Genomic DNA, 26,435 nt, shown 5'->3' on the forward strand with positions numbered 1-26,435 from the left:
TGGGATGGCGTATAGAGTCCCCCGCAAGGAGACCCCAGCCCCATGGATTATCTGCTCGACGGCCTTGCCACCGCCCTGCACCTTCTGGTCAGGGGCGATGCCGAAACCTTCTCCGCCGTGTGGATCACCCTTGCGGCGTCGGGAATGTCCATTGCAGCGTGCCTTGCCATCGGCGCGCCGCTGGGCTTCCTGATCGGCTACCACGATTTTCCCGGTCGCCGGGCCGTGCGCATTGCCGTGGATACGGCGCTGTGCTTCCCCACCGTGGTCATCGGCCTGCTGGTGTACCTGCTGCTGTCGCGGCAGGGCCCGCTGGGCGGCCTGGGACTGTTGTTCACCATTCCCGGCATGTCCGTGGGCCTGACGCTGCTGGGAATACCCATCGTCATGGCCATGACCGCGCTGGCCGTGGAACAGGCCGATGCCCGCCTGCGCCTGACCCTGCTCACCCTGGGGGCCGATGGGCGCCAGATGCTTTTCGCCACCCTGTGGGAAACCCGCTACCACCTGATGCTGGCTGGGGTTGCGGCCTTCGGACGCATCGTGTCCGAGGTGGGCATTTCCATGATGGTGGGGGGCAACATCAAGTGGCACACCCGCACCATCACCACGGCCATCGCGCTGGAAACGGGCAAGGGCGACTACGCCCTGGGCATCGCGCTGGGGCTGGTGCTGCTGGCCATTGCCCTGCTGCTGAACCTTGTGCTGGCGGGGTTGCGCAGGAGGGCCGGGCGATGAGCGGACCCGAGATGCGAAATGCGCCCCCGACGTCTTCGGAGATGCGCATGTCCGAGCTTGTCGATGATGCCCCTGCGGCGGGACTGGAACCCTTGCCGGATGCGGCATCGAGCGGGCAGTCCGCTGCGGAGTCGAGTTCCGGCGTGCTGTGCGCCCGTTGTCACCAGCCGCTCTATCGGCTGGAGGACGTGGTGTGCCGGTACGGCGAACGCACCGTGCTTGACGTGCCCCGGCTGGACATCGCCGCCGGGGGCATCACCGGGGTGGTGGGGCCCAACGGCGGGGGCAAGTCCACCCTGCTGCGCCTGCTGGCCCTGCTGGACGCCCCCTGCCAGGGCGGACTGCACTTTGCGGGTGAAGCCGTGGGGCCTTTGTCTTCAGCGCGCACGGCGGATCTGCGCCGTTCGGTGACCCTGCTGTTGCAGGAACCCTACCTGTTGCGTCGCAGCGTGTACGACAACGTGGCCTTCGGCCTGACAGTGCGGTCCGGGCGGGCCGGGTGGTCCGGCCTGTCTCTGCGATCCGGGCGCGGCGTGCACGAAACGGCGGATGCCGTGCGTGCGGCGCTGGAACTGGTGGCCCTGGACCCGGACGTGTTCCTGCGCCGCCGCTGGTTCGAACTTTCCGGCGGTGAGGCCCAGCGCGTGGCCCTGGCCGCCCGGCTGGCCTTTTCGCCGCGCGTGCTGCTGATGGACGAACCCACGGCCAGCCTGGACGAGGAAAGCGCCGCGCGCATCGCCGACGCCGCCCGCGCCGTGGCCCGGCGGGGCACCACGGTCATCGTGGTCTCGCACGACCGCGACTGGCTGGAACCGCTGGCGGGCCGCATCCTGAAGGTGCGGCGGGGGCTGGTGGAAGGGTAGCCCTGGCACGGGCAGGCCCCTGTCCGCCGCAGTGCCCGTTCTTCGAGCGCGCCCGGCATTGCCGCGCGGCTCCTCCCCGTGCGCCCGACATCCAGAGAATGAAGCGAACGCCGCCCCCACCATGCGAGTGGGGCGGCGTTCGCATTTCGGCCCTTCGGGGCGTCGGCTGTCCGATGTCCAGAAGTTGTAGACTGGTTTTCAGGACCGTGAAAGCCTGTTCAAAAAACTTTAGACTCTGGCGTGATTTTTCTAGAGATGACGGTTGGTGCGGGTTTGGCCCGTGGCGCGATTCTTCCGGCTCCCCGCGAAGGCAAGCGCCGGGTACAGGCCGTGGTATTGCATGGCGAGGGTGCGCGTGGTCGGAACGGAACGGGAATTGGTGCGTGTTGGAGCCTGCGCAGGCAGGAAAGTCCCCTCCCCCGCCGTCACTGGTTATACATATCCATCCTCGAGCGTGGACAAATCTCCAGTGTCCCTGCCCAGTTCCTCGCTGCGCAGCACCCGGCGCATGATCTTGCCGCTGCGGTTGCGGGGCAGTCCCTCGCGGAAGGACACCTCGCGGATTACCGCCACCGGTCCCAGTTCGCGCCGCACGTGCTCCACCAACTCGGTCGCCAGGTCGTCGGCGTTGACCATGGTGCCCAGCGGCGGGTGGTCGTCCACCAGCACCACGAAGGCCTTGGCCACCTCGCCGCGCAGGGCGTCTGGCACGCCGATGACCGCGCATTCCGCCACCGAGGGGTGCGAGGCCAGCGCCGCTTCCATCTCTGCCGTGCCAATGCGGTGTCCGGCGATCAGCAGCACGTCGTCGGCCCGCCCCTGAATCCAGAAGTAGCCGTCCTCGTCGCGGCGGGCCACGTCGCCGGTGCAGTACCAGCCGGGAAAGCGTTCCCAGTACAGGCGGCGGTAGCTTTCGTCGTCGTTGTACACCCCGCAGGACATGGCGGGCCACGGGCGCTTCAGCACCAGCAGGCCGCCGCGCCCCGGTCCCACGGGCTGGCCGTGCTCGTCCACCACGTCGGCCTCGATGCCGGGCAGTGGCCGGGTGACCGAGCCCGGCTTCAGCAGCGACACGGGCAGCGGGCTGAGCATGATCATGCCGGTTTCCGTCTGCCACCAGGTGTCCAGCACCGGGCAACGCCCGCGCCCCACGTGGCGGTGGAACCACAGCCACGCTTCCGGGCTGATGGGTTCGCCCACCGTGCCCAGCAGGCGAAGGGTGGTCAGGTCGTGCCGGGCCACGTGCTGCGCGCCGTGGCGCATCAGCATGCGCACCAGGGTGGGCGCGGTGTACAGGATGGTGATGCCCAGGCGTTCCACCATGGACCACACCCGCCCCGGTTCGGGGTACAGGGGGTGCCCTTCGTACAGCACCGTGGTGGTGCCCGCCATCAGCGGTCCGTACACCACGTAGCTGTGCCCGGTGATCCAGCCTGGTTCCGCCGTGCACCAGAAGATGTCCGTGGGCTTCACGTCGAACACCCAGCGCATGGTGCGGTGCACCCCCACCATGTAGCCGCCGTGGGCGTGCACGTGCCCCTTGGGCTTGCCCGTGGTGCCGGAGGTGTACAGCAGGAACAGCGGGTCGGTGCTGTCCATGATCTCGGTCAGCGCCTCGTGGTGCTGCCCGCGCACGGCATCGTGGTACCAGATGTCGCGGCCCTCGGTCATGGGCGTTTCCACGTGGGCGCGGTGCACCACCACCATGTGGCGCACCCCGGCGGCAAGGTCGGGCGGCAGGGAGCGCACTGCTTCGTCGGCGATGGGTTTCAGCGGAATGACCCGGCCATTGCGATAGAAGCCGTCCACCGTGACGATGACGGCGGGGCGGGCGTCCTCCATGCGGTCGCGCAGCGAGCGGGCGGAAAAGCCCCCGAACACCGTGGAATGCACCGCGCCGATCTTGGCGGCGGCCAGCATGGCGAACACCGTTTCCGGCAGGGGCGGCATGTAGATGATCACCCGGTCGCCCTTGCCGACGCCCAGGCCGCGCAACGCGTTGGCCAAGCGGTTCACCTCGCGGTACAGCTGATAGTAGGTGAAGCTGCGCGTGTCGCCCGATTCGCCTTCCCAGATCAGGGCCAGGCGGTTCTTGGTGCCGGTTTCGATGTGCCGGTCCAGCGCGTTGTGCACGATGTTGCAGCGCGCGCCGGTGAACCAGCGGTGGAAGGGGGCGTTGCCGCCGTCGTGCACCGCGTCCCAGCGGCGGAACCATTCCAGCTCTTCCGCCGCTTCTTCCCAGTAGCCGTCCGGGTCGGCGGCGGCGCGGGCGCGGGCGCGGGCCACGTCCTGCGGGTTGACCACGGCCCCGGCAACCACCTGCGGCAGGGGGCGGAACACGCGTTCCTCGCGCAGCAGGGCATCAATGGTGCCGCCGGTAAAGGGCAGGTCGCGCAGGGGCGGCACGGTGGCCGAAGGCAGGGCGCCATCGTCATGTGCATCGGGCGCGCCAGACACGCCAGACGCGCCGGGTGCAACGTCGGTCAGCACGTCGGGGCCGATGCCGGGCGCGGTGTGGGCCGGAGTGTCCGGCGCTGCGGAAGGCTGTGCGGGAAGTTTGCGGCGCGGCATGGCTAAAGCCCCAGTATCTCTTTCAGTTCGCCCAGCCGCCTGCGGCTGATGGGCAGTTCGATGCGGGTGCGGCCCATGGTGCGCAGCATGCAGTTGCCGCCCGGCACCGAGGCGATTTCCGTCACCATGTCCAGGTTCACCAGATACTTGCGGTGCACCCGGAAGAACCGGTGCGGGCGCAGCCTGCCTTCCAGCACCTTCAGCCGGTACGAGGTCAGATACTTGTCGGTGGAGGTGTGCACGTAGCTGTAGTCCTCGTAGGCCTCCACGAAGACGATTTCGTTGTACGGCACCAGAATGGTGGTGCCGTCCTGGGTGATGGCCAGCTTGCCGATTTCCACCGGGCGGAAGCGGCTGGTGTAGTCCCAGGCCGAGCCCAGGGCCGAAAGAAAGCTGTCCTGCTCCTCGTCACCCAGCGCCAGTTGCAGGGTCTGCACCGGGGGGCCGTCTTCCGGACTGCCGGGGGCATGCCCGTCGTCGCGCCATTCCTCGTGCCAGCCGTCCTGCCAACTGCCAAGGGGTTCGATGTCGCCGGAAGCGATGGCCGCGCGCACGGCGGATGGGGGAGCGGCTGTGGCAGCGGCTGCCGGGGTATCCGGGCGGGCGGCGGTTGCCTGTACAGGCGCAACGGAATTGGCTGGCTGCGGTCGTGATGGGTGGTCCGTATCCCCTGGGGCTGGCTGCGCGGACTGGTCCTGCTGCGGTTGCTGGGCCTGATGCGGCTCGCGCCAGCGGGCCCCCGGTTCCGGGGCCAGCCGGAAGTTGGCGCGGAACTGGTCCAGCCGACCCACGGTGCGCTGAAAGCGTTCGTCCGGGCAGGGAAAGATGAGGTAGTCGGTGGCGTCCAGATCGAAGGCCTCGAAGGCCAGCTTTTCGTCCCCGGCAATGAACACCAGCGCGGGGCGGTCGCGGCGGCCCAGCAGGCGGCGGGCCAGTTCCAGGCCCGATGTCTCGCCGCCAAGGTCCACACCAGTGAAGAACACCCCGTAGGGCAGGGCGTCGAGCAGGGCCCAGGCCTCGTCGCCGTCCACGGCCTCGCCCAGCACGCGCAGGAAGGGCACGGGCGCCAGCAGACGGCGCAGGCGTTGGCGCACTTCCGGGTCGGGGTGGGCGAGCAGGGTGTTCAGGCGTGTCATGTATGACCGTCGTGCCCGTCGGGCCAGTCGAGATCGTCGTGACAGGGGGAGGACCATGGGGGGCGGACCATGGGCGGCGGGGCGCAGCCGTTGTGCTGGCAGGGCCGGGGCGGACCGCACCGGGAACGGTCCGTCGGAATCCGGCAGCGGAACCAGTCGGCAGAATCCGCTCGACATGACCGCGTCCATGCGCCCGGAACAATGCCATTCACCGTGCACTGTACATGCGCCACGGGAATCTGAAAAGGGGCGGCAGGTTGCGCAGGGAAAGGTTGTGCGAACAACCATGGAGGGGGCGCAGCATGCCCTGCGCCATGCGGGCAGCCGCAACCGGAAGCGGGGGCCCCGCGTCGCACGGGGCCCCCGCAGGGGACGGGCATGGGGCGCACGGACCGTGCGCGCGGAGCGGCGGCTCCGCACCCAGGGAGGTGGACCGTTGGCGCATGGTCCGCCATGCCCGTCGGCAGTTTCTGGCTTGGCGCCAAGCCGGTGGCGTGTCAGTTCTGCATGGCGGCAACAATGGCCGCCAGATCGGCGCTCATGCGGCGCACGTCGTCCATGGCCGCGCCAATGCCGCGCAGGGCGGCCCCGGTTTCGTCCGCAGCCCCGCGAATTTCGGTGGTGGAGCGGGCAATCTGCTCGCTGGCGGCGGACTGCTGTTCGCTGGCCGTGGCGATGGCCCGCACCCGGTCCGCCGTGTCGGTGGCGATGTGATGGATGGCCGCCAAGGCCTCGCCCGCGCCGGACGCCAGTTGCGTGGCCCGTCCCACGATGGCCGTGGTTTCTTCCGTGGCGCGCACGCTGCGGCCGGAACTTTCGCGGATGGCCCGCACGAATTCCTCTACCTCGCGGGTGGCGGTCATGGTCTTTTCGGCCAGTTTGCGCACCTCGTCGGCCACCACGGCAAATCCCCGTCCGGCGTCGCCCGCGCGGGCCGCCTCGATGGCGGCGTTGAGCGCCAGCAGGTTGGTCTGGTCCGCGATGTCGCTGATGACCCCGGCAATGCGCCCGATGCCCTCGGCCTTGCCCGCCAGGTCGCCCATTTCGTTCCGCAGGTTGCGGGCCGTCTCGTCCACCTCGGCAATGGCGGCCACGGCGCGCTGCACCACCTCGCGCCCTTCGGCGGCGCGGCGCAGGGCCTCGTCGGCGGACCCTGCGGCATCGGTGGCCCCGCGCGCCACCTCGGCCACGGTGGCGTTCATCTGCTCCACGGCCACGGAAACCTCGGCGGTGCGGGCCTGCTGCATGTCCGAGCGGCGCAGCGATTCGCGCACGCTCTCGTCCACCCGGCGCGCGGCGTCCACCACGTCGCCGCCCACCCGGCCCGCGTTGTCGGCGGCCTCGGCCAGGGCCTCGTTGCGTTCCATGACCAGGCGCTGCTGGCGGCGCAGTTCGGAAACGTCCACCAGGCAGGCCATGACCCCCAGGGGATTGCCGTCCAGATCGTGCACGGGGCAGGCGGTCATGTCCGCGCCGCGTTCGCCCTCGTCGTCCAGGGGCAGATCGGCCCGGCGCAGCCTGTTGCGGCGCAGGGCGTCGTCGCAGATGGCGGCGGCATGCGGGGTGGGCAGGGCGCGCGCGCCGGGCTGGCCCGCCAGTGATGTGCCAGAGCCGCTTCGGCCCGACAGCGCGGCCAGGGCGTCGTTGGCCCACTGCACCGTGCCGTCGGTGTTCAGGATGGCGCAGGGCACCGGCAGGCTGTGCAACACCCCCTGGGCAAAGCCGATGCGCTGGCGGATCCGGGCCACCATGGCCCGCATGACGCCCACAAGGGTGCCGACTTCACCGGAAAAGGCGCGGGCCTCGTCCTCGGTCAGATCGTCGTAGCGGCCTCCCTCCACGGCACGGGCATAGGCGGTGGCCCGGTCCAGCGGGCGCACGATGGCCCGCACGATGCACCAGCCGAGCAGCAACAGCGCGGCCACCACGCCGCCGGATAGCAGCAGCACCCGGATCCGCCCGGCGGCCAGGTCGTGTTCGAAGCGGGCCAGGCTTTCGGCGTACGAGGCGTCGGCGTCGGTCACCAGGGCGTCGAAGTGCCTGCGCGAGGCCTCCGCCAGCGGCGTGGCCGAGGCGTGGTACTGCGGGTAGCGCAGATGCCGGTCCGTCGGGGGCAGCTGGGCCAGCCCCCGCACGAAGGTCATGCCGTCCTCCACGAACCGCATGGTGGAATCCTCGGCCTCGGCCACCTTGCGCCGGGTCTCTTCGCTGGCTGCGGCGCGGTTCAGCCCGCGGAACCCTTCGCGGATGGAGGCGGCGGTGCGTTCCAGCCCGGCCAGGTCCTTCTCCAGGTTGCTGCCCAGCATGATGTTGCGGGTAAGGCGGCTGACGTAGTTCAGATCCTTGCCGATGGACAGGGTGGCGATCTTGCCGGCCAGGCTGTGCTGGGTCACCCCGGTGAAGTCCGCGCGGATGGCGCTCATGGCGTGCAGGGCGATGGCCGCCACCAGACCGGTGGCCACGATGCCGCAGGCGGCAAGCAGCAGGATGCGGGCGCGTACGCTGGACAGCCGGTGCGACATGGACGTCTCCTTGCGGAAGGGGTGCACGAATGGGCGTGATTCTTGCGGATGGGCACGAAGGACCATCCGTAGTGAGCAAGGGGCGTGCCATACCCTTGGGGCAGGCAATGGCGCGGCATTGCGGCGTGAAGACGGGCCCCCCGCCGTGCGGAAGCCCCTTCTGCTGCCTCCTTGAGGTTGCAGCTGTTGCTTCAAGTTTGCAGTCGCTGCTTTCGGTTATCAGTGTGCAGGGAACGGTGTCTCAATGGTATTGGAGGGCGGCGGAAGGCATCGGCGCGGGCATTTGCCGCACCACGAGAAAGCCCCCGCGTCGCTTCCGGAGAAGGACGGCGGGGGCTTTGTGGGCAGCGATGGATCAGGGAAACGGGGGGCGAGGCGCGGTGCGCCCGGCGCGCTACATGCGCAGGCTGATCTTTTCCGGCGACAGCCTGCGTTCCAGCCGCGCCGCGAACACCGACATGGAGTAGCAGCAGATGAAGTAGAGGAAGGCCACCGTGCCGTAGATCTCCATGGGGTGGACCATCAGGCGGTTGTTGATGCCCTGGGCCACGAAGGTCAGTTCCAGCACGCCCAGCACGAAGGCCAGCGAGGTGTCCTTGAAGATGGCGATGAACTGGCCCACGATGGCGGGAATCATCTGCTTCAGGGCCTGGGGCAGCACGATCTTGCGCATGGCCTGCAGGTAGGTGAGGCCCGTGGAATAGGCCGCTTCCAGCTGGCCGGCGGGGATGTTCTGGATGCCGGTGCGCACGATTTCGGCGATGTAGGCGCCGGTAAAGGCCGTCAGCGCCCACGTGGCCGACCAGAACACGTTCAGCGTGGTGCCGAACATGACCGGGATGAAGAAGTACACCCAGAAGATGACGATGATCAGCGGGTTGCCGCGAATCAGTTCGATGTACAGCAGGCAGGGGATGCGGAACACCCGGTTGGACGACGAGCGCCCCACGCCCACGGCAAGCCCGATGAGAAAGCTGACCGAAATGGCGATGACGGCCATCAGCAGCGAATAGGCAAGGCCGCCAAGGCCCAGGAACATTTCATCCGAACGCCCGTTGGGAAAGTGCCAGATGAGCAGGGAACGCAGGTTCTCGAACACCACGTGCCACTGGAAACCCAGCAGTCCCTTGCCCACCGAATAGAACAGCCCGGCCAGCAACGCCACGAACAGCCCCTTGCCCGCCAGCACGGCGGCGCGGGCGGCGTGCCCGCCAAGCTGGTGCAGCATGGCCGCCAGCGGGGTGTAGGTGGTCTGGGCGGCGGAGCGGCGGCGGGCCCGCAGGGCGCGGGTGACGGGCCGGATGAACAGGCGGCGAAGCAGCCCCAAGGGCGCCAGCAGCGCGCCCACCGCCAGCACCGGCACCGAGCGGCTGGGGGCGGTGTCGAGCCGCATGCGGCCGTTCACCCCGTTGAGGATGAACGAGATGATCAGCGACAGCGAAAGATACAGCACCGTGGCGGCGCTGGTGGCCTCGAAGCCCTTGAAGGTCAGCGATTCCACCTGCTGGGCATGCCAGGTAAGTTCCGCCACGCCCACCACCATGGCCAGCGACGAGTTCTTCATGTTGTTCAGGAACTCGCTGCCCAGCGGCGGAATGATGGCCCGGAACGCCAGCGGCAGGATGATGGTGCGCAGCACCTGGAAATAGGACAGGCCCGAGGAGTAGGCCGCTTCCAGCAGCCCCTTGGGGATGGACTGGAGCCCGGCGCGGATCACCTCGGCCATGAACGAGGCGGTGTAGATGGACAGGCCGATGGTGGCGCACCAGAACTCGAACTGGATGGAGAACAGCGCCTCGCGCGCGTTGTCGGGCAGAATGGCCGGAAAGGCGAAGTACCAGAAGAACAGCTGGATGAGCAGCGGCGTGTTGCGGAAGAATTCGATGACGCAGGTGGCCGTGGCCCGCAGCGGGCGGAACAGCGAAAGCCGCGCGAGGCCCAGCATGGTGCCCAGCAGCAGCGCAAGGGCGGAGCTGATCAGCGAGATGCGCACCGTGTTGGCGAGGCCCTTCAGGATTTCCGCGCCCATGACCACGCCGTAGGTCTCGTTGCGCGTGAAGAGCATGCTCCACTTGAATTCGTAGCCGAAGTCGAAGACCCAGCCGCAGTAGTAGATGGCGAACGCCGCCAGCGAGATGAGGACTGCGTTCTGGACCCAGGTCTTTTCCAGCCAGTATCGGATCATGTGCCGTTCCGGAGAGGGGCGCGCCGTGCCCCTGCGGGGTGCGGTGGCGGCGGCGCGTGCGTGGTCGTGGTGCTTGTGCGGGCGTGCGGCCGCAGGGTTGCCGCCCGTCCGCGCGCTGATGCGCGGGTCTTCAACAATACGCAAGCCCGGACGGGCCGGGCTTGCGCACAATGTTCAGCAGGTGTGGTCGGTTAGGGCCACATTTCGATCTGGCCGGCCAGCGGCATTTCGAACGGGGTGCCCGGGCCGTACCACTTGTTGTAGATCTTCTTGTAGGTGCCGTCCTTCCACATGTCCTGGATGGCGGCGTTCACGGCGTCACGCAGGGCGGAATCGTCCTGGGGCATGGCCATGCCGTAGGGTTCGTCGGACAGGAAGTCGCCCACCAGTTCGAACTGGCCGGGGGTCTTGGCGGCGTAGCCGACCAGGATCGAGGCGTCGGTGGACCAGCCGACCACGCGGCCGTTCTGCAGCGCCTGGAAGCACTCGGATTCCTTCTGGAAGGAGATCACGTTGGTTTCGGCGTTGGGGTCACCCGCTTCCTTCAGGGCGCGGCGCACGTTCACTTCAGAGGTGGTGCCCTGCATGGTGGCGATCTTCTTGCCCACCATGTCCTTCACGGACTTGAACTGGCCCTTCTTGGACAGGATCTTCTGGCCGTCGAAGAAGTAGGTCAGCGAAAAGTCGACCGACTTGTCGCGCTCGCGGGTGTGGGTCATGTTCGACACGGAAAGGTCGATCTGGCCCGACTGCACCAGGGCGATGCGGGTCTTGTTGTTGACCTGGACGCGTTCGATTTCCACGCCCATGCGCTTGGCCACTTCGGTGGCCATGTCGTAGTCGAAGCCGCCCCATTCGCCCTTTTCATTGTAGAAGGCGCCGGGGATGGAGTCGGTCATGATGCCGACGCGGATCTTCTTTTCCTTCTGGATGCGGTCGAAGACCGGACCGGCCATGGCCACGGAGGCCATCAGCACGGTAAGGGCCGAAGCCATTGCAAGCAGTTTGACCAAGCGCATATCCTTCTCCCTGTTTTGGGTTGCCCACGGCCCCCGCACATGCGGGCAGGCCCCTTGCGGGGCTGCGGCCCCTTCGGCAAAAGGGGCGGCGGGCCGACAACGGCAAGAAAGGCTCAACGGTCGGAACACGTCACGGCGGACGTGTCATGGCAATGCGTAGCGCGGAAAATCGTCTTCAAGGCTGAACAAGCCAGGGCTGCCTTCTGGTGAAAGCAGCCCCTAGTGCGTCAGAATCTTGCTGAGAAATTCCTTGGTGCGGTCGTGGACGGGATTGCTGAAGAACGCCTCGGGGGTGTTTTCTTCCACCATGACGCCCTGATCCATGAAGATGACCCGGTCGGCCACTTCACGGGCAAAGCCCATTTCGTGCGTCACGCAGACCATGGTCATGCCCTCGCGGGCAAGCTGGCGCATGACGTCGAGCACCTCGTTGATCATTTCCGGGTCCAGCGCGCTGGTGGGTTCGTCGAACAGCATGATGCGCGGCTTCATGGCCAGGCCGCGCGCGATGGCCACGCGCTGCTGCTGCCCGCCGGAAAGCTGGCCGGGGTAGGCGCCCGCCTTGTCGGGAATGTTCACCTTTTCCAGCAGTTCCATGGCCGTTTTTTCGGCTTCGGCGCGGGGGGTGTTGCGCACCAGCAACGGGGCCAGGGTGATGTTTTCCAGCACGGTCATGTGCGGATACAGGTTGAACTGCTGGAAGACGAAGCCCACTTCGGCGCGCAGCATGGTGAGGTTGGTGCGCGGGTCGTTGATGTCCACGCCGTCGACGACGATGTGGCCCTTCTGGATGGGCTCCAGCTTGTTGATGCAGCGGATCAGCGTGCTCTTGCCGGACCCGCTGGGTCCGCAGATGACGACAACCTCGCCCTGCTTGATTTCAAGGGTGATATCCTGCAGCACATGCAGTCCGCTGGCGTACCACTTGTGCACATGGTCGAATTTGATCACGCGGTGCTCCACGGTTCGGTCTGGGCGGGCTGGGGCGGTCTTGCGCACGGTTGTACGCGGTGTGGCTGCCGGATGGATGATGCCATGGCGGCTGCCGACGCGCCCCGCGCCTGCGAAGTAGCAGAATACGGGAATACGGGCAACCCGTGGAGTTACGCTTTTGACATTAATGTTTCAATTCACGGCGTTGCGTCGCAAACGTGCGACAGGCCCGCGCCGGATATCGCCCTTGATGGCGGGTGGTTGGCACAGGTAAAGGCCGTTGCGGTCCGCATGCCGGGCCGCGGTTTTGCGAAATTGTCAGCGCCAGACGGGGGCGCCCCTGTCATTTGCGTGTGTGCCACGGCAGGTGTGCAAAGCCGACGCGCGCCCGCAGAGCGCACGGCACGGGCAATTGCCTGGCCGGGCGCATGGGCCCGCCGGGGGCGATCGGTCTGGCCCGGTCAATGAGCACGGTCCGGGAAATGAGTGCAGTCCGGCCAATGAGCACGGTCCGGGAAAGCCGGTCCATGGCCAGATCACGGTCAATCGCGGGGCGGGGTGTCGCAGGGCAGCAGGAAGAAGAAGGCGTTGCCGCCTTCCTGCGCCTCGTAGCCCACGCGCCCGCCATGCAGGTCCACGATTTCCCGCACGAAGTGCAGGCCGTGCCCGGTGCCGTATTCACCAAGGGTGTTGGACCCCCGGAAGTCCGGTTCGAACAGGTGGGGGGAGTCGTCATCGGCCACGGCAGGGCCGGTGGTGAACACCTCCACCCGCGCACCGGGCTTGCCGGGGCCGAAGGCGTCGGCCACGCGGCAGATGCGGCAGCGCACGGCCAGGCGCCTCGCGCCCGGCGTGGGGCGGGTGTACTTCACCGCGTTGGACAGCAGGTTGGCCAGCACCTGGCTGATCAGCCCCACGTCGGCGGAAACGCGCACGTGCTCGCAGTCCGGGCGCATGTTCATGCGCACCGTGATGCCCTTTTCCTCCAGCCGCGCCCGGAAGCGTTCCAACTGCGGCAGCACCACGCGCTGGGCGATGTCGATTTCCGTCTTCTGGAGCACGTAGTGCCCCTGGTCGAAGTGGCTCTGGCGCAGCAGCGTTTCCAGGAACAGGCTGGACTGCAGGAAATGGCGATAGATTTCGCGGTACTGCTCGTCCAGCCGCTCGTGCAGGTAGCCCAACTGGCGGATGGCCTCCGCCTCTGGCCCGCTGGGCATGCGCCCGCCCGCGCTGAGGGTTTCACGCAGTTCGCCCATGGCCTGTATCTTGCCTTCCAGCTGCCGGAACAGCAGCTTGAAGTACATGTTGGGTACGATGACATTGTGGCCGATGTCGTGCACCAGGCTGCGGATGAACCGGATGTGCTCGCGGTTCTTCATGTGCAGCAGCCTGTTGTGCAGTTGGAACCCCACGCGGTTGGCGTATTTTTCGTAGTAGAAGCGGTCGTGATCGGTAAGGGGGGCTGCGGGGTGCAGCACCATCATGCCCAGCACGTCGCCCACGGGGGTGAAGGGCAGGCTTTCGCGGTCGGCATGGCGACCCCGCACGGGGATGCGGTACTGCCCGTCCTGCATGTGCGGCCCTTCCGCCAAGTGGTCGCGCTGGGGCGGGTTGTCCGCGAAGGGGGGCATGTCCGGATTGCGGCGCACCAGAACGCCCGAGGCGTCCAGCACGTACAGCTCGGCCTGCATGTCGAACAGGATGCGCGGCACCAGCACGGCCAGGGCGTACAGGTCGGGCAGGGCGTCGAATTCCTGGGCCAGGTCGAAGAACACGTTGAAGGCGCAGATCCGCCGCGCGCTGAAGTTGTAGCGCGTGTAGTCGGCCAGCTTGGCCCGGACGCGTTCGGAAACGTGGTCGGGGCCCAGCACGGGCGGCGGAGCGGGGGGAGAGGAATTGGACGGCGGATTGGGGGGGACCGGTGGGACCGGCGGAACTGGGGGGGCGGGGGGCTGTTCGGACGTCATGACAACCTGCTGGGCAACCCGCGGCCTGCGGGGCTTTCGGGGGCCGTGCGGGCGCCCGTAACCGGAACGTTCCGGCGTTGGGGCGGCCCGGTTTGGCGGTCCGCTCGGGGCAGGTGACGGAGGCGTCGCATGCCGAGCGTTGGCCGGTGGAGGGCGGGGCATCCGATGGCTGCTGGTCCGCTGCCATCATGCATCATTTCATGCGCCGCGCCAAGGGTTCGGGCCGGGTTTGCGCATGGCTGCGGAGCACGTGCACGTGCGGGGGGATGCAGAGCCCGCGAATGGTTGACGTGCCGGTGGTGCATGGCGCTCGCGGGGGATTCCCAAGTCTCATTGACGCGGCGGGGCGGGCCATGCCATCACCCCGTGAAGAATCGGAAACGCGCGGTGCGCGGACTGCCCCGGTGCACCGCCGGGGGCCACGGAACGCTGCCCGACCAATCCGGCAGGACCAGTCTGGCCGAGCCTCTGGCAGAACCAGTCCGGTCGAGCCAGGCTGGCAGGACCAGTCCGGCAGAGCCAGTCTGGGCAAGCGGTCAGACACGCGCGCGAAGGGGGGCACATGGTGCCGCAGGTATTGGGGGTGTATGTTTCCATGCGCACCGAGCGCACGGGCATGGGCACCACGAGCAGGGAAGTTTCGCAAAAGATCTACTGGCTGGCCGCCTGTCAGGCCGACGGGGCAGAGGGCCCCGCCGGGCCGGGCCAGCCGGAACGGGCAAGTCAGGCAGGACTGGCAAGTCAGGCAGGACTGGGAAGTCAGGCAGGGAAGGCAGACGGCGGGCGGTACATCCTGCAACCACTGACCGAGGCGCATCTGCCCTCGGGGTTGGTGAAGGATCTGCCGGAGGCCGATTTCATCGAGCACTTCCTGCCCGACACGGACTGTTACGAAAAGTTCATCCGCCCGGCAGCCGAGGCGCTGGCCGCCTATATCGACGACTTGCCCGCTGACGTGCCCTTTTCGGTGGAGCAGTTCAGCCCGCTGGCCCTGCCCTTCGACCAGTTGCGCGTGCTGGACGGGTTGCTGGCCGTGCTGCGGGGCAGGCCGGGGCTGGTGCCCCGCGCGCACGACGTGCCCGACCTGCGGGCCATGCTGGCGGGCATGCGCCAGTTGCGCATGGTGCCCGACTTCCAGAACCGCGTGGCCGGGGTGGCCATTGGCCTGCGCAAGCGCGGCGATTACGCGGCGGCGGAATATTATTACGAGCGCGCACTGGCCGTGAGCGGCCAGGAAGACCGCATCCTGTTCAATCTGGCGCGGGTGTACTACGAGACGGGGCGACCCCAGAAGGCCGCCGACTGCCTGCGCCGCGCGCTGGCGGCCAATCCGGGGCTGGCCGTGGCCGAGCAGTTCCTGCGCTTTGTCCTGACCGGGATGCGCTCCGGCGGGTCCGAAGGGGGCGAGGCGCCAGACGCGTCTCAGCCGGAATCTGGCCCGGACAAGTCTCACCCTGACAACGCCGATCCGGATGATGCGGCATCGGCTGCGCCCGAGGCGGGCACTTCGGGGGCAGCCCGCTCCGGCGCATGACGGTTCCCGGTCCCGCGCGGAACGGGGGCAGTCATCCCGAGCGCCTGTCCCGTTCATTCCTCGCACAGGTCGTGTTCGCCTTTTGCTGGGCAACGTGGGAATGTGGCGGGATACAGCGGGATACAACGGGACATAACGGGACATAACGGAACATAACGGAATATGGCGGCATCCTGACGAATCACGGCGGCACCGCCGCAGCACCCGGCCCCGGCGGCATGACCCCGTGGCCCATCCGGCAAGGAGAAATCATGAGCGACGACCGCCGCGTCTTTCCCCGGCTGCAACTGGATTGCCCCTGTTTCGTCACCCTGCGCCGCGACGCCGGAGACCTGCCGTGCATGCTCGGCAACATCAGCGCGGGCGGGGTGATGCTGCAACTGCCCCCCTTCTGCGCGACGGAAGGACTGCCCTTTGGCGAAGTGGTGAACCTGGTCGAGGTGCCCAAGGCCCTGGCCGATGCCCTGGAAGGGGCGCAGGGCCGGGTGGCCTGGTGCAGCGGCGTGCAGGCGGGCATCTGCTTCGACGATGTGCTGCCCTTCAACGTGGACGACATCATGGACATGCTGGACGAGGTCTGCTGAACCGGCCTGACTTCTGCCCCGACTTCTGCGGGGTCAGGGGCGCCATGGGGCCGGGGCACACCCGTTGGCCATCGGCTCCGCTCCGCGTTGCCCGTCTTTCCGATGTCTCGGGTTCGCCTGCCTTTCTCCGTTCTCATCCCCGTAACGGACGCACGCGGCCGGGCGGTTTTTCGCCCGGCCGTTGCTGTTGTGTCGTTGCAATCCGTCATTCGCGTTCCGTCACCGACGCCCGGCAGGTGTGTACACCAGCCGGAAATCCAGCGAGATGGCGTCATCCACCCGGTGGTAGCCCAGGTGCCTGAAGAAGCGCGCCGATCCGTACAGCACGCCCCAGCGGGTGCGATCCAGGTCGCAGTGCCCGGCCAGGGCCAGACCGCCCGCATCGCCGAGGCTGCGCACGGCCACGTTCAGCGCCAGTTTTCTGTGCACGCCCCGCAGGATGAATAGCCCTGCCAGCCGGTAGTTGGGGGTGGTGGCCGTGGCCGAGGGCAGCGGCGTGAGGGCCATGTCCTCCAGCGCGGCCTGCGGGAACAGGGTGGTGAAGAAGAAGTCGTCCGAGGCCAGATGTGCTTCCAGCACCGGGCGCAGCGCGTCGTCGGCAATGTCCAGGTCCCGGATGGTGCGCATGTCCATGCGCAGATCGCCCGTGCCGCGCCCGCGCGAGAAGGCCAGCGTCCCCCCGGCGCAGTTCACGGTGCCGTGGTGCGCGCCGTTGTCGTTGCGGCCTGTCCAGCGGATGACGGAAGCCGCCGCGTCCAGCGCATACCGGCCATCGGGCATGACCACCGGCGGGTGCGCATCCGGGCGGACATGGGGGGCGTTGCCTTCCAGCGGCAGGCCCGCGCCGCACCATGCCTCCAGCCCGCCCGCGAACCAGCGCACGTCGGCGTGCCCCTGGCGTAGCAGCTTTTCCGCCGCCATGCGTCCGTCCAGCGAGCCCGCGCCCGCCCCATAGACCAGCACTGGCGCCGTGCGGTCCGGGGCCAGCGCGGCCACGGCGTCGCAGAACACCACCTCGTGCACGCAGGCCTGCACCGCGCCGGGGATGTGCCGCTGCTCGAAGTGCTCCGGCACCATCACGTCCAGGACGATGCCCGTGCGCCCTTCCACGAAGGCCCGCGCTGCCGCGAGCCCGATCTTGCGAACCGTGTGCCCCGTGGTCATGTCGCCTCCTTTTGCCTGTCGCCGCGCGTTCACCGTCCGTTCCCGTCTGGCTCCGTCTGGTTCAGTCGGCCCTTGCCCTTCATCTGGCGGGCATGGCCGACGGGGCGTGTTGGCCGGGGCGGATGCGGCGCGAGGGCTTCTATCGGTCCAGCCCGCCAGGTGTCGGATGGCGGATGAAGGTGCCCGCCCGCACCTCGTGGAACGCCGTTTCCAGTTCCGCGTCGGTGTTCATGACGATGGGGCCGCGCCATGCCACGGGCTCGCCCAGCGGGCGGCCCGTGAACAGCAGAAGGCGCAGGCCGTCCGCGTCCGCCCGGAAGGCCACGGTGTCGTTGCCCTCTGTTGCGTGTGCGCCGTCGGCCCGTTTGAACAGCGCCAGGGTTCGGTTGGCCACGGCGGTTTCCCCTGCCGTCTCCCCGACTGTCCCGATAATCACTCCCGTGCCGTCGATGACGTAGGCAATGGCGGTATGCCCGTGCGGCACGGGGTGCTCGTGGGTCACCCCCGCCGGAATGGTCAGGTCCAGGTAGCCGGGGTCGGTGACGATGTCCGCCGCTGGTCCCGTCACCGGTCCCGCCGCGCCGGGAACCGTCCCGGCGATGACCTTGGCCGTCACGCCCTGCGGCAGTTGCGCCACGGGGATTTCATCCGCCGTGATGCTGCGGTAGCGCGGCTCCATCATCTTGTGGCTGGCGGGCAGGTTGGCCCACAGCTGGAACCCGTGCATGGCCCCATGCGCGTCGCCCTTGGGCATTTCCTGGTGGATGATGCCGCTGCCCGCCGTCATCCACTGCACGTCGCCGGAAGAAATCACCCCCTTGTTGCCCATGCTGTCGCCGTGTTCCACGTCGCCGCGCAGGATGTAGGTGATGGTTTCGATGCCCCGGTGCGGGTGCCACGGAAAGCCCCTGATGAAGTCCTCCGGCCTGTCGGAGCGAAAGTCGTCCAGCAGCAGGAACGGGTCGAACATGGGGGCCTCGTAGTAGCCGAACATGCGGCGCAGCCGCACGCCTGCGCCTTCGGTGACCGGTTCCCCGTGCAGGACGAGTTCGACGTTTCTCGGCATGGCGTGCCTCCCTTCTTGTGGTGATGGCCGTGTGTCGCGCGGGCCGTGGCCGTCGTCGGGCAGTCGCCGGGCAGTCGTCAAATGATGGGGCAGCCGCCAGACGGCAGCGCGCGCCACGGACCCTGCGCCACCTTGGCACAGCGTGCGGGCGGGGGCAAGGCGCGGGAGGAATATTGGAGGAGGGCGCGAAAACGGGACAGGCCGCAAGGCAGACGGGCAGCGAGAACCAGACGAGAACCAGACGGGCCACAGGCGAGAGAGGCGCGGGCGGTGGAGGCAGGACGGTGATGTGGGGGGCGGGCGGTCGCCGTGCCCCCATTCCGCTAGTGCCCGGAATAGGCCAGCACGTGGTTCAGTCCGGCGTTGGATTTTTTCATCTCCGTGCCGGTGATCAGGAAACGGGTCAGCCGCCAGGCGTCCATGTCGATGTGGTCGATGCGGCCCTGACAGTCCGGGGTCAGGTGGGGGGCAATGGCATCGGCCAGTTCCTGCGCGTCGCAGTACGGGCCTTCGTAGGCGATGCGCAACAGGTCGCCCTCCAGTTCCACCCATTCCTCGCCGATGGCCGAGGCCGCCGCGCGCAGCATGTCCTGCCCGGCGGGCCACACTGAGCCGTAAACCTTTTCCTGAATCATGTCGCGGGCCATGCCGGGATCCTTTGCGTGTGTCCTGCTGTCGGTGGATGTTTTCCGTGCGCCTTTGGCGCGGGGGATAACCGTTTTTTTGCGTGCCTCCGGCGGGCAGGAGGCTGCGCGCGTTGCGATCGCTATCCGTAAGGTTCACTTCGCTCACCTAACGGCTGCCGTCCCCTGCACCCCCATCATGACATTGCTCACAACCTGGACAACCCAATCAAGGGGTGCAGGGGACAACGTCCGCGCTGCGATCGCCATCCGTAATGCTCGAAGACTTGCATAACGGCTGCCGTCCTTGCCCGCCGGAGGCGTACGGAAAATCTCCCCCGCCTCTCCCTCTACAACCGGAACTCCCCGTCCTCGTAGACCACCACGCGCGTGCCCCCCGGCGTGACGGCGGTAACCCTGCGCGGGGTGGTGGCCACCAGGTCCCAGTGCAGGCTGGAACTGTTGAAGCCCAGGTCGCGCCGGGCGTCGGCGGTAAGTTCGTCGGACGGGCCGGAAAAGGTGTTGGCGTACGACTGGCCCAGGGCCACGTGCATGGAACCGTTCGGGCCGCCGTGGTTCTCGTCGTACAGGGTATTGGCCATGAACCGGGTGATGCGCGAGAAGCGCCGGTCCACCAGGGCGAATTCGCCCAGCATGGCCGCGCCGGGGTCGCTGTTCAGCTGCCCGGTGGCAAAGCCTTCGCCCTGTTCGGCATCCAGCCGCACCACCCGGCCCTGCCGGAATTCCAGCCGCACCCCCTGCACGATGTTGCCGGAACGGAACGACGGCAGATCTGCGGTGTACACGCCCTCCACGCTGCGCCAGTCGGGCGAGACGTACAACTCGAAGCTGGGAATGTTGCGCCCGGTCACCCCGGCCCAGCGGCGCATGCGTCCCACGCGCAGGCGCAGGTCGGTGCCCTCGGCCTCCACGTGCAGGGTGGCGTCGCCCAGTTCGTCCAGTTTCGTGCGGATGCTCTCGGCCTGTCTGGCCACGCGGGCCCAGGTGGCGGCAGGGTCCGCCTCGCCCAGCAGGCAGGCCCGGCGCACCTCGTCGGCGTAGTCGGCCAGCGAAAGCCCGGCCTGCCCGGCCAGGGCCGCCGTGGGCCAGATGCACAGGGTCCAGCCGTAGGCGCCCATGTCCTCGCGCAGGTGGGCGATGTCCTGCAACGGGCGGCGGGCGGCCTGGGCCATGGCGATGCGTTCCGGTTCTATGGAGGCGAGATGGGTGAGCGATTCCGGCGCGATGATGGTGATGCATCCGCCAAGGTGGCTGTACAGGTCGCGCTCGCCGGGGATCAGCGTGGTCAGGCGCTTGTTGTTGGCCTTGGCGTACAGGTCGTGCTCCATGCGCGGGGTGGGCTGCATGCGCGGCACGGGAATCATGCCCATGTCGTGCAGCCTGCCGCACAGTTCCTCGGCCAGGGGCAGGCCCGGCAGGTCGAAGCGCACCAGCACGAAGTCGCTCTTGCGCAAGGGGGCGCGGCGGCCCCGCGCCAGGCCCCACAACATGACGTCGGCATATTTTTCCAGGGTTTCGGCATCGTACATGGCGTGCTCCAATGGGTGCGCGGTGCGCAAAGATGTCGCCGCGCGGCGAAGTTATCATTGCCGGGGCATCATGCCGTGCTAGAGTGGACGCGTGGTGCCCCGGAAACCCGTTTACGGTCTCCACGCCGCCCCGCTCCGTACCCGCGTACGGGAATCGGGATACGTACGGCAGCATGCGTATCCCCGAAGGGACGCGGCACGGGCAACCCGGCCACTCATCCTCCCCCTTGCAGCGTCGGCCGCGTTCCAGCCCCTCGGAGCGCGGCCGACCACTTTTGCCGCGTCCGGCGGGGAGAGGGGGACGGGATGGCCGCGCGGGGCCGATGGGGATGCCGGACACCGGCAACGGCAGGCCCGCGCATCCCGTCCGGCCCGCCATGCCCCGTCCGCCATATCCAGCGTTATATCCAGCCCATCATACCTGCATCGGCGGTTCTGCGCCATTCGGGGTGGTACGGCCAATACGCCCGAGGGGCGCATCCGGCCATATCACAGGAGGCCATACCACAGGGGGCCATGTCTCAGGGCAGTGTGCGCGGGGCCGGGCTGTCGTCCGGCAGTTCGTACAGGCTGGCATCCCGTCCGGCGTCGCGCGGCGTGCCGTCCGTAGCGTCCTGTGCCCGGGGGGGCGTCGGGGGGGAGTGTTCACCGGACGGAACATGCTCGTTGAACGTATCCACGTCCTGCGCAGCGTTCCGGGTGGCGTCAGGCATGGCTTCGGGCGTGGCGGTGGCGTTGCTTCCGTTCGGGCCGCCGTCCGCGCGCGGTGCAGCCGTCCCGTCCGTTGACGGGCGGCATTGCCCGCGTCCCCGTGCCAGACTCAGCCCCTCGCAATCGCCCAGGGCACAGGCCCGGTAGAAATCGTCGCACATGGGGCCGGGTTCGCCGCGTACCTGCCACGCCGCCCCGCGTACCCGCCAGTGGGCGGCCACATCGGGCCGCAGGCGGATGGCGGCCGTTGCGTCGGCCACGGCCAGGGCGGGCATCTGCAAGCGCAGATGGCACACGGCACGTGCGTGCAGGGCGCGGGCGAAGCCGGGCCACAGCTTCAGGGCGCGGTCCTGCGCTTCCATGGCGTCCTGCGGGCGGTCGAGCAGCAGCAGGGCCTCGCCCAGCGCATTCCACAGTAGCGGGTTGCGCGTATCCAGCGAGACGGCGCGGCGCATGTGGCGCAGCATGGCCTCCGGCGCAAGGCCCCAGCCGCCCACGGTGGCGCCCGTGGGGGTGACAGTGGGCGGGGCGGTGGAAGAGGCTGGTTCGTCCGCAGTCTGTCCGTCCGCAGTCTGTCCGTTGGTGGGCTGTCCGCCGTTTGCCTGCCCGCCAGCAGCGCCCGTGCCGACGGGGATGCCGGACAGGCAGGCGCGGTACAGTTCCAGCGCCTCCAGCGAGCGGGCCAGCGCGCCCAGCCGCTGGGCGAAGGGGCTTTCGTCGTCGCCGCCGTGGCGCGCCACGTGGCGGGCGGTGGCCTGGGCCGCGTCCAGCGCCTCTTCGGTCAGGGCGGCCTCGCGGCGCAGCACCTCTTCGTGCAGTTCCAGCAGCGGGTCGTTGCGCAGCACGGCGCGAACGGCATCGGCGGTATCCGGCACGGGGGCGGCCCCCGCTGATGTCGGCAACGTGGCGTCCGATGCTGCCTCTCCTGTCCGGGAGGGGGCGGAAGCTGGGGCGGGTTCGGAAGACGGTGAAGTCGGTGACGTCGCCGCATCGGGCAGCGCGTCTGGCAGTGCATCGGGCGCCAGCGTATCTCGCGGGGCAGGCCCCGTGGCCGCGCCCGCGCCGTCTCCGGCCTCAGGTCGGGGAGCGTTTGCGGCGGGTTCCGCCCGCGCGGGCGGGTCGGCCAGAACAGTCACGGCCACGCGGACTTCGGGGGGGTAGCCCTCCACCCTTGCGTCGACGACGCGGGTGGTCAGCACGGCGGATGCCACGGCCAGACGGCGTTGCGGATCATGCGCGGCCAGGGCCGCGAAGGACGCGGCGGAACCTTCCAGCAGGGCGGGCATCCCTTCGCGCAGCGCGGCCAGGCGCGCGGCGGAGCGGGCGATGACGATGGCGGATTCCTTGCGCAGGCCGCCGCCGAAAGGCACCGTGACGGTGCTGGCGGCGTGCGCGGTGGCGGCTGTCGCCAGCAGGATGGCGATGCCGCAGAGCAGCGGGGCAAGCCCGGTGCGGAGGCAGGCGGAAGGGGGCGGCACCGGGCCCGTTGCAAGGCCCGGCGCCGCCCGTCCGGAATGACGCATCTACTTCTTCACGGTGCTCTGAATCTTGCGGGCCGCGGGTTGCAGCACGTCGCGCAGGGTTTCGGCCAGCAGCTTTTCGGCCACGTCGGAGGCCGGAAGAACCTGCTTGGACTGGCCGCCGGAAAGATGCTCGGTGTACAGCACCTTGGTGTAGTCGGACACGGAAACGGCCAGCTTCATGGAGGTGCTGAACTCGGTGGTCTTCAGTTCCTTCAGCCACACCTCGTTGACCACGCCGGTGACGATGTAGTCGGGGCCGCCCGCGCGGGCCTGTTCCGGAGTCAGGGCAAAGGACACCTGCAGGCCCTGGCGGGCCAGTTCGTCGGCCAGCGAGCGGCTGACCCAGTCGGACACCGTGGACGAGGCCACGAACGAGGTGCCGTCCTTGCGTTCACCCACCTGCACCACGGGGCGCTTGTCCTCGAACATGACCACGGTCACGCGGGGGGCGGAAGGATCGGGCAGCACGGAGGCATCGGGCGGCGAGTAGAGCAGGCGGACCGAATTGCCGGGGGCGCAGGCCGAAAGGGCCAGCGCGGCAAGAACCAGCAGCAGCGCAGCGAGGGTGCGCGAGACGTTGTGGCGAAGCATTGTTCCTCCTGTGCGCGGAGCGCGGTGCGCGGCGCATGCATGTTCGCCGCGGGGCGGCGGGGGTTACAGCGGAGCCAGTGGCAGGTAGAGGCGGGTCAGCAGTTCGTCTTCCGGCGTGGCGCCGGGGTCGTTGAGATAGGCCTCCATGCGTGGTGCGCCCAGGGGGGTGCGCCCGCTGGCGGGCAGCCATTCCCAGTACAGCGCCGACCACGACCACGGCAGGGTGGCATAGGGCCCCTTGTGCACGGCCACGGCGTATTCCCGCGAACGGATGACCCGCACGATGACGTAGTCGTCCGGCTCGAAGTCTTCGGGCACGGTGACCATGGCGTCGTAACGGATGCGCTCCGGCGGGGTGATTTCCGGGTCGTCGTGGCACAGGCCCAGGAACATGGTGGAGGCGACGGTCACCTGCCGCCGTGCGATCCACGGCGTGAGCAGCTTCCACGCCTGCGGCCCCGATTCGGCATAGGGCCCCAGCACGCGGATGCCAGCCACGCGAAGTTCCGGCAGGCGTTCGATGCGCACTTCCATGTGACCTGTGTCTCCCTGTTTCCCGTCTCCCTGTTCGGCCTCTATAGCGCAAGCGGGGCCGAAATCAAAGGGTTGCGGGGTGCGTTTTGCCGTTGTTACGGCTTGTTCCGGCCCGGCAGTGGCAGTGGGGCGGCTGCGCACGGCATACCCTGATGGGGCGCTTTTTGGTGACAAATCAAGGAACGACGCGCCTTCGTGGGCACAAACTGTTGACAAGGGGGCCAACCTCTGTAAAAGCTGCGCCCTTGCACCACGTGCATGCAATACCGCGCCGCCGGAGCGCGCGCGGACCGAAACCCCCATATGGAGATACCGATGACCAAAGCTGAACTGGTTGAAAAGATCCGCGCCAAGGCCGGTCTTGCCTCCAAGGTCCAGGCCGAAGGCGCCCTTGACGCCACCATCGCCGTGCTCGCCGACGCCCTGGCCGCTGGCGAATCCGTGACCTTCACCGGCTTCGGCAGCTTCAAGGTGACCGAACGCGCCGCGCGCAAGGGCCGCAACCCCCGCACCGGCGAAGAAATCACCATTCCTTCCGGCAAGGTGGTGAAGTTCACCCCCGGCAAGCTGCTGAAGGATTCCGTGAAGTAGGCAGCCCACGGGCCGCAGATTTCCGCGCCCCGCGTCTCCGGCATGGAGATGCGGGGCGTTTCGCGTTTTCGGGGATGGGTGGGGAAGGAATGCACGGACATGCGCTGGGAAAAGGGGTGCGCGTTCAGGGGTTCGGCCCCGCCCGCCTGCTTTCCGTGGCCTATTTCGTGGTGTCGCCGGGGCGGGGGGGCAGGGTCGCGTGCAGTGCGCCCGCCTTGCGGTGCGGCGTCCAGGCGAACCAGTCGCGCCGGGCGGCGGGCAGATGCGGGTCGCGCGCCTGGGCCACGGCGCAGGCGAACACGTCGAGCACGCACGGGTCGTGGCGTTGTCCGGTGACGGCGCACAGCCGGTCGTACAACTCCTGCGGGTCTGCCGCCGCCAGATCGTCCAGGGTGCGCACCCCCAGCAGATCCAGGTCGCGCCGGGTGGCCGGGCCCACGGAACGCAACCCTGCCAGGGGATGCGCCGGGCGTGGTGCGGGCCGGGTGCCGAACTTGCCGTCGGGTCTGCCAACGGCCTTGCCCGTAGCCTTCGTTCTGGTGGTTTCGCGGGTGTCCTTTACCATGTTTTTCCTTTCGTTACGCGGGCCGGACAGCCTCAGGCGGCGGGCTTGCCCTTGGGCGCATCCACCAGCAGCACGGCCAGATCCATGACGTTGGTCAGGGTGGGGCCGGTGCGCAGCAGGTGCCCGGTGCGATCCAGGAAGTTGTAGGCGTCGTTGTCGGCAAGGTGGCCGTGGGCGTCCACGCCGCAGTCGCGGGCCACGCACAGGGTGCTGCCCGAGGCGTAGCCCCCGGCGGCGTCCGTGGGGCCGTCGGTGCCGTCGGTGCCCGCGCAGAGCATGGCGATGTGCTGGCAGTCGGCCAGTTCGTCCATGCGGATGGCGGCGGCCAGGGCCATTTCCTGGTTGCGTCCGCCAAGCCCTCCGCCGGTGATGGTGACGGTGGTCTCGCCGCCCGCCAGCAGGCAGAACGGCCCTTCGGTGTGGGGCATGCTGTCGGCGGCGCGGGTGGCTTCTTCCACCAGTTCGCGGGCACGCACGCGGGCTTCGCCGGTCATGGTGTCGGTAAGGATGCGCGGGCGATAGCCGTGCGCGGCGGCTGCTTCCGCCGCCGCTTCCAGGGCCAGCCGGTTGCTGGCCACGATGCAGTTCTGCACCGCGCCGAACACCGGGTCGCCGGGTTTGGGCGTTTCCGCCGCCATGCCGCGCAGGCCCGCCGTCAGCCGTTCGATGACCGGCGCGGGCAGCCTGTCGAGGATGCCGAACCTGTCTGCGATGGATGTGCAGTCGGCATAGGTGGACACGTCGGGCGAGGTGGGGCCGGAGGCGATGACGTCCAGGTCGTCGCCCACCACGTCGGAGATGATCAGCGAAACCACCTGCGCCGGGGCCGCCGCGCGGGCCAGGTTGCCGCCGCCGAAGGCGGACAGGTGTTTGCGCAGGGCGTTGATTTCGTGAATGGTGGCCCCGCATTCCAGCAGCAGGGTGGTGGCGGCGCGCATGTCGTCCAGGGTGATGCCCGGTTGCAGCGCCGGGGTGAGCGCGCTGGCCCCGCCGGTAAGGGCGCACAGCACCAGGTCGCGCGGGCCCGCCGTGCGCACCAGGTCCAGGATTTCGTTGGCGGCGCGTTCTCCGGCGGCGTCGGGCACGGGGTGGGCGGCCTCGCGCAGGGCGATGCGCCGCAGCGGGGCGGTGTGCCCGTACTTCACCACCACCACGCCGTCGTGCAGCCGGTCGCCCAGGATGTCCTCCAGCGCGACGGCCATGGGGGCCGCGCCCTTGCCCGCGCCTACCACGTAGATCCGGTCGTGGGCGGCAAGGTCGTAGTCGCGCCCCGCGATGTGCAGGGTGTTGCCGCTGCGGCGCACGTGGCGGTACACGGCGCGGTCGGGGGCCACGGCGTCGAGGGCGCGGGACAGGATATGGTCGAGGACGGCGCGCTGTTCGGGGGTCATGCGGCGATCTCCTTGGGCGTCGTTAGGGGGCGTCGTTAATGGGGTCGTTTCGGGAACGTGTTGGGCGGGGCGGG

The 26,435-nt window shown here is 68.6% G+C and carries 21 protein-coding genes; 5 read left to right on the forward strand and 16 right to left on the reverse strand.

Annotated features, from left to right (window positions below):
- The first annotated feature begins 42 nt into the window (after positions 1 to 42).
- Positions 43 to 738: an ABC transporter permease gene (locus DESTE_RS14880; RefSeq protein WP_035068369.1), complete on the forward strand. Its 696-nt coding sequence runs from the start codon at positions 43 to 45 to the stop codon at positions 736 to 738.
- A 47-nt stretch (positions 739 to 785) separates the two neighbouring features.
- Complete coding sequence (locus DESTE_RS14885; protein WP_245590867.1) at positions 786 to 1,601, forward strand: ABC transporter ATP-binding protein; 816 nt, start codon at positions 786 to 788, stop codon at positions 1,599 to 1,601.
- 432 nt (positions 1,602 to 2,033) lie between these two features.
- Here DESTE_RS14885 and acs read toward each other — a convergent pair whose 3' ends face one another.
- The 7 genes from acs to DESTE_RS14920 form a co-directional block, all read right to left on the reverse strand.
- Positions 2,034 to 4,172: an acetate--CoA ligase gene (gene acs / locus DESTE_RS14890; protein WP_245590868.1), complete on the reverse strand. Its 2,139-nt coding sequence runs from the start codon at positions 4,170 to 4,172 to the stop codon at positions 2,034 to 2,036.
- A gap of 2 nt (positions 4,173 to 4,174) precedes the next feature.
- Positions 4,175 to 5,308 (reverse strand): LytR/AlgR family response regulator transcription factor, encoded by a 1,134-nt coding sequence (locus DESTE_RS14895; RefSeq protein ID WP_035068372.1) that lies wholly within the window; start codon positions 5,306 to 5,308, stop codon positions 4,175 to 4,177.
- 497 nt (positions 5,309 to 5,805) lie between these two features.
- Positions 5,806 to 7,830, reverse strand: coding sequence for a methyl-accepting chemotaxis protein (locus DESTE_RS14900; protein ID WP_035068374.1), 2,025 nt, complete (start codon positions 7,828 to 7,830; stop codon positions 5,806 to 5,808).
- Between the two features lie 394 nt (positions 7,831 to 8,224).
- The gene (locus DESTE_RS14905) at positions 8,225 to 10,015 is read right to left on the reverse strand and encodes an amino acid ABC transporter permease (protein WP_035068377.1); all 1,791 of its coding nucleotides are present in this window, start codon (positions 10,013 to 10,015) and stop codon (positions 8,225 to 8,227) included.
- Between the two features lie 191 nt (positions 10,016 to 10,206).
- Entirely contained in the window at positions 10,207 to 11,034 is an 828-nt protein-coding gene (locus DESTE_RS14910) for a transporter substrate-binding domain-containing protein (protein WP_035068379.1), read from the reverse strand.
- A 219-nt stretch (positions 11,035 to 11,253) separates the two neighbouring features.
- Positions 11,254 to 11,985: an amino acid ABC transporter ATP-binding protein gene (locus tag DESTE_RS14915; protein WP_015946413.1), complete on the reverse strand. Its 732-nt coding sequence runs from the start codon at positions 11,983 to 11,985 to the stop codon at positions 11,254 to 11,256.
- A gap of 524 nt (positions 11,986 to 12,509) precedes the next feature.
- Positions 12,510 to 13,934: a sensor histidine kinase gene (locus DESTE_RS14920; RefSeq protein ID WP_035068382.1), complete on the reverse strand. Its 1,425-nt coding sequence runs from the start codon at positions 13,932 to 13,934 to the stop codon at positions 12,510 to 12,512.
- Positions 13,935 to 14,496: 562 nt separating this feature from the next.
- On the opposite strand from DESTE_RS14920, the gene DESTE_RS14925 reads away from it, so the two are divergent.
- Positions 14,497 to 15,468, forward strand: a complete 972-nt coding sequence (locus DESTE_RS14925) for a tetratricopeptide repeat protein (protein WP_084559492.1) — start codon at positions 14,497 to 14,499, stop codon at positions 15,466 to 15,468.
- A 251-nt stretch (positions 15,469 to 15,719) separates the two neighbouring features.
- A complete protein-coding gene (locus DESTE_RS14930) occupies positions 15,720 to 16,052 on the forward strand; it encodes a PilZ domain-containing protein (protein ID WP_035068385.1) in 333 nt (110 codons plus the stop codon).
- A gap of 219 nt (positions 16,053 to 16,271) precedes the next feature.
- Here DESTE_RS14930 and DESTE_RS14935 read toward each other — a convergent pair whose 3' ends face one another.
- From DESTE_RS14935 to DESTE_RS14965, 7 genes are all read right to left on the reverse strand, one after another.
- Positions 16,272 to 17,216 (reverse strand): YceI family protein, encoded by a 945-nt coding sequence (locus DESTE_RS14935; RefSeq protein WP_035068388.1) that lies wholly within the window; start codon positions 17,214 to 17,216, stop codon positions 16,272 to 16,274.
- Positions 17,217 to 17,355: 139 nt separating this feature from the next.
- A complete protein-coding gene (locus tag DESTE_RS14940) occupies positions 17,356 to 18,282 on the reverse strand; it encodes a pirin family protein (RefSeq protein WP_035068390.1) in 927 nt (308 codons plus the stop codon).
- A 323-nt stretch (positions 18,283 to 18,605) separates the two neighbouring features.
- Complete coding sequence (locus DESTE_RS14945) at positions 18,606 to 18,929, reverse strand: hypothetical protein (protein WP_035068393.1); 324 nt, start codon at positions 18,927 to 18,929, stop codon at positions 18,606 to 18,608.
- A gap of 326 nt (positions 18,930 to 19,255) precedes the next feature.
- Positions 19,256 to 20,455: an aminopeptidase gene (locus tag DESTE_RS14950; RefSeq protein WP_035068395.1), complete on the reverse strand. Its 1,200-nt coding sequence runs from the start codon at positions 20,453 to 20,455 to the stop codon at positions 19,256 to 19,258.
- A 521-nt stretch (positions 20,456 to 20,976) separates the two neighbouring features.
- Complete coding sequence (locus tag DESTE_RS14955) at positions 20,977 to 22,689, reverse strand: tetratricopeptide repeat protein (protein ID WP_035068398.1); 1,713 nt, start codon at positions 22,687 to 22,689, stop codon at positions 20,977 to 20,979.
- Entirely contained in the window at positions 22,690 to 23,280 is a 591-nt protein-coding gene (locus DESTE_RS14960; RefSeq protein WP_035068400.1) for a hypothetical protein, read from the reverse strand. It lies immediately after the preceding gene.
- A gap of 63 nt (positions 23,281 to 23,343) precedes the next feature.
- On the reverse strand, positions 23,344 to 23,814 hold the full coding sequence (locus tag DESTE_RS14965) for an AraC family transcriptional regulator (RefSeq protein WP_035068403.1): 471 nt from the start codon (positions 23,812 to 23,814) through the stop codon (positions 23,344 to 23,346).
- 315 nt (positions 23,815 to 24,129) lie between these two features.
- Between DESTE_RS14965 and DESTE_RS14970 the strand changes: the two genes are divergently transcribed.
- A complete protein-coding gene (locus DESTE_RS14970) occupies positions 24,130 to 24,405 on the forward strand; it encodes an HU family DNA-binding protein (RefSeq protein WP_007526990.1) in 276 nt (91 codons plus the stop codon).
- Positions 24,406 to 24,565: 160 nt separating this feature from the next.
- On the opposite strand, the gene DESTE_RS14975 is transcribed toward DESTE_RS14970, so the two are convergent.
- Together DESTE_RS14975 and DESTE_RS14980 are read right to left on the reverse strand one after the other, a co-directional pair.
- Positions 24,566 to 24,970, reverse strand: a complete 405-nt coding sequence (locus tag DESTE_RS14975) for a helix-hairpin-helix domain-containing protein (protein WP_084559493.1) — start codon at positions 24,968 to 24,970, stop codon at positions 24,566 to 24,568.
- A gap of 32 nt (positions 24,971 to 25,002) precedes the next feature.
- Entirely contained in the window at positions 25,003 to 26,361 is a 1,359-nt protein-coding gene (locus DESTE_RS14980; RefSeq protein WP_035068406.1) for a glycerate kinase type-2 family protein, read from the reverse strand.
- Between the last annotated feature and the right edge of the window lie 74 nt (positions 26,362 to 26,435).

The sequence above is a fragment of the Nitratidesulfovibrio termitidis HI1 genome (genome assembly GCF_000504305.1).
GTDB classification, from domain to species: Bacteria; Desulfobacterota; Desulfovibrionia; order Desulfovibrionales; family Desulfovibrionaceae; genus Cupidesulfovibrio; species Cupidesulfovibrio termitidis.

What these genes read in the sequence shown, in the direction of transcription:
- DESTE_RS14880 (WP_035068369.1), top strand. Translation starts at nt 43, where the DNA reads ATGGATTATCTGCTCGACGGCCTTGCCACCGCCCTGCACCTTCTGGTC.
- DESTE_RS14885 (WP_245590867.1), top strand. Translation starts at nt 786, where the DNA reads ATGTCCGAGCTTGTCGATGATGCCCCTGCGGCGGGACTGGAACCCTTG.
- acs (WP_245590868.1), bottom strand. Translation starts at nt 4,172, where the DNA reads ATGCCGCGCCGCAAACTTCCCGCACAGCCTTCCGCAGCGCCGGACACT.
- DESTE_RS14895 (WP_035068372.1), bottom strand. Translation starts at nt 5,308, where the DNA reads ATGACACGCCTGAACACCCTGCTCGCCCACCCCGACCCGGAAGTGCGC.
- DESTE_RS14900 (WP_035068374.1), bottom strand. Translation starts at nt 7,830, where the DNA reads ATGTCGCACCGGCTGTCCAGCGTACGCGCCCGCATCCTGCTGCTTGCC.
- DESTE_RS14905 (WP_035068377.1), bottom strand. Translation starts at nt 10,015, where the DNA reads ATGATCCGATACTGGCTGGAAAAGACCTGGGTCCAGAACGCAGTCCTC.
- DESTE_RS14910 (WP_035068379.1), bottom strand. Translation starts at nt 11,034, where the DNA reads ATGCGCTTGGTCAAACTGCTTGCAATGGCTTCGGCCCTTACCGTGCTG.
- DESTE_RS14920 (WP_035068382.1), bottom strand. Translation starts at nt 13,934, where the DNA reads ATGACGTCCGAACAGCCCCCCGCCCCCCCAGTTCCGCCGGTCCCACCG.
- DESTE_RS14925 (WP_084559492.1), top strand. Translation starts at nt 14,497, where the DNA reads ATGGTGCCGCAGGTATTGGGGGTGTATGTTTCCATGCGCACCGAGCGC.
- DESTE_RS14930 (WP_035068385.1), top strand. Translation starts at nt 15,720, where the DNA reads ATGAGCGACGACCGCCGCGTCTTTCCCCGGCTGCAACTGGATTGCCCC.
- DESTE_RS14935 (WP_035068388.1), bottom strand. Translation starts at nt 17,216, where the DNA reads ATGACCACGGGGCACACGGTTCGCAAGATCGGGCTCGCGGCAGCGCGG.
- DESTE_RS14940 (WP_035068390.1), bottom strand. Translation starts at nt 18,282, where the DNA reads ATGCCGAGAAACGTCGAACTCGTCCTGCACGGGGAACCGGTCACCGAA.
- DESTE_RS14945 (WP_035068393.1), bottom strand. Translation starts at nt 18,929, where the DNA reads ATGGCCCGCGACATGATTCAGGAAAAGGTTTACGGCTCAGTGTGGCCC.
- DESTE_RS14950 (WP_035068395.1), bottom strand. Translation starts at nt 20,455, where the DNA reads ATGTACGATGCCGAAACCCTGGAAAAATATGCCGACGTCATGTTGTGG.
- DESTE_RS14955 (WP_035068398.1), bottom strand. Translation starts at nt 22,689, where the DNA reads ATGCGTCATTCCGGACGGGCGGCGCCGGGCCTTGCAACGGGCCCGGTG.
- DESTE_RS14960 (WP_035068400.1), bottom strand. Translation starts at nt 23,280, where the DNA reads ATGCTTCGCCACAACGTCTCGCGCACCCTCGCTGCGCTGCTGCTGGTT.
- DESTE_RS14965 (WP_035068403.1), bottom strand. Translation starts at nt 23,814, where the DNA reads ATGGAAGTGCGCATCGAACGCCTGCCGGAACTTCGCGTGGCTGGCATC.
- DESTE_RS14970 (WP_007526990.1), top strand. Translation starts at nt 24,130, where the DNA reads ATGACCAAAGCTGAACTGGTTGAAAAGATCCGCGCCAAGGCCGGTCTT.
- DESTE_RS14975 (WP_084559493.1), bottom strand. Translation starts at nt 24,970, where the DNA reads ATGGTAAAGGACACCCGCGAAACCACCAGAACGAAGGCTACGGGCAAG.
- DESTE_RS14980 (WP_035068406.1), bottom strand. Translation starts at nt 26,361, where the DNA reads ATGACCCCCGAACAGCGCGCCGTCCTCGACCATATCCTGTCCCGCGCC.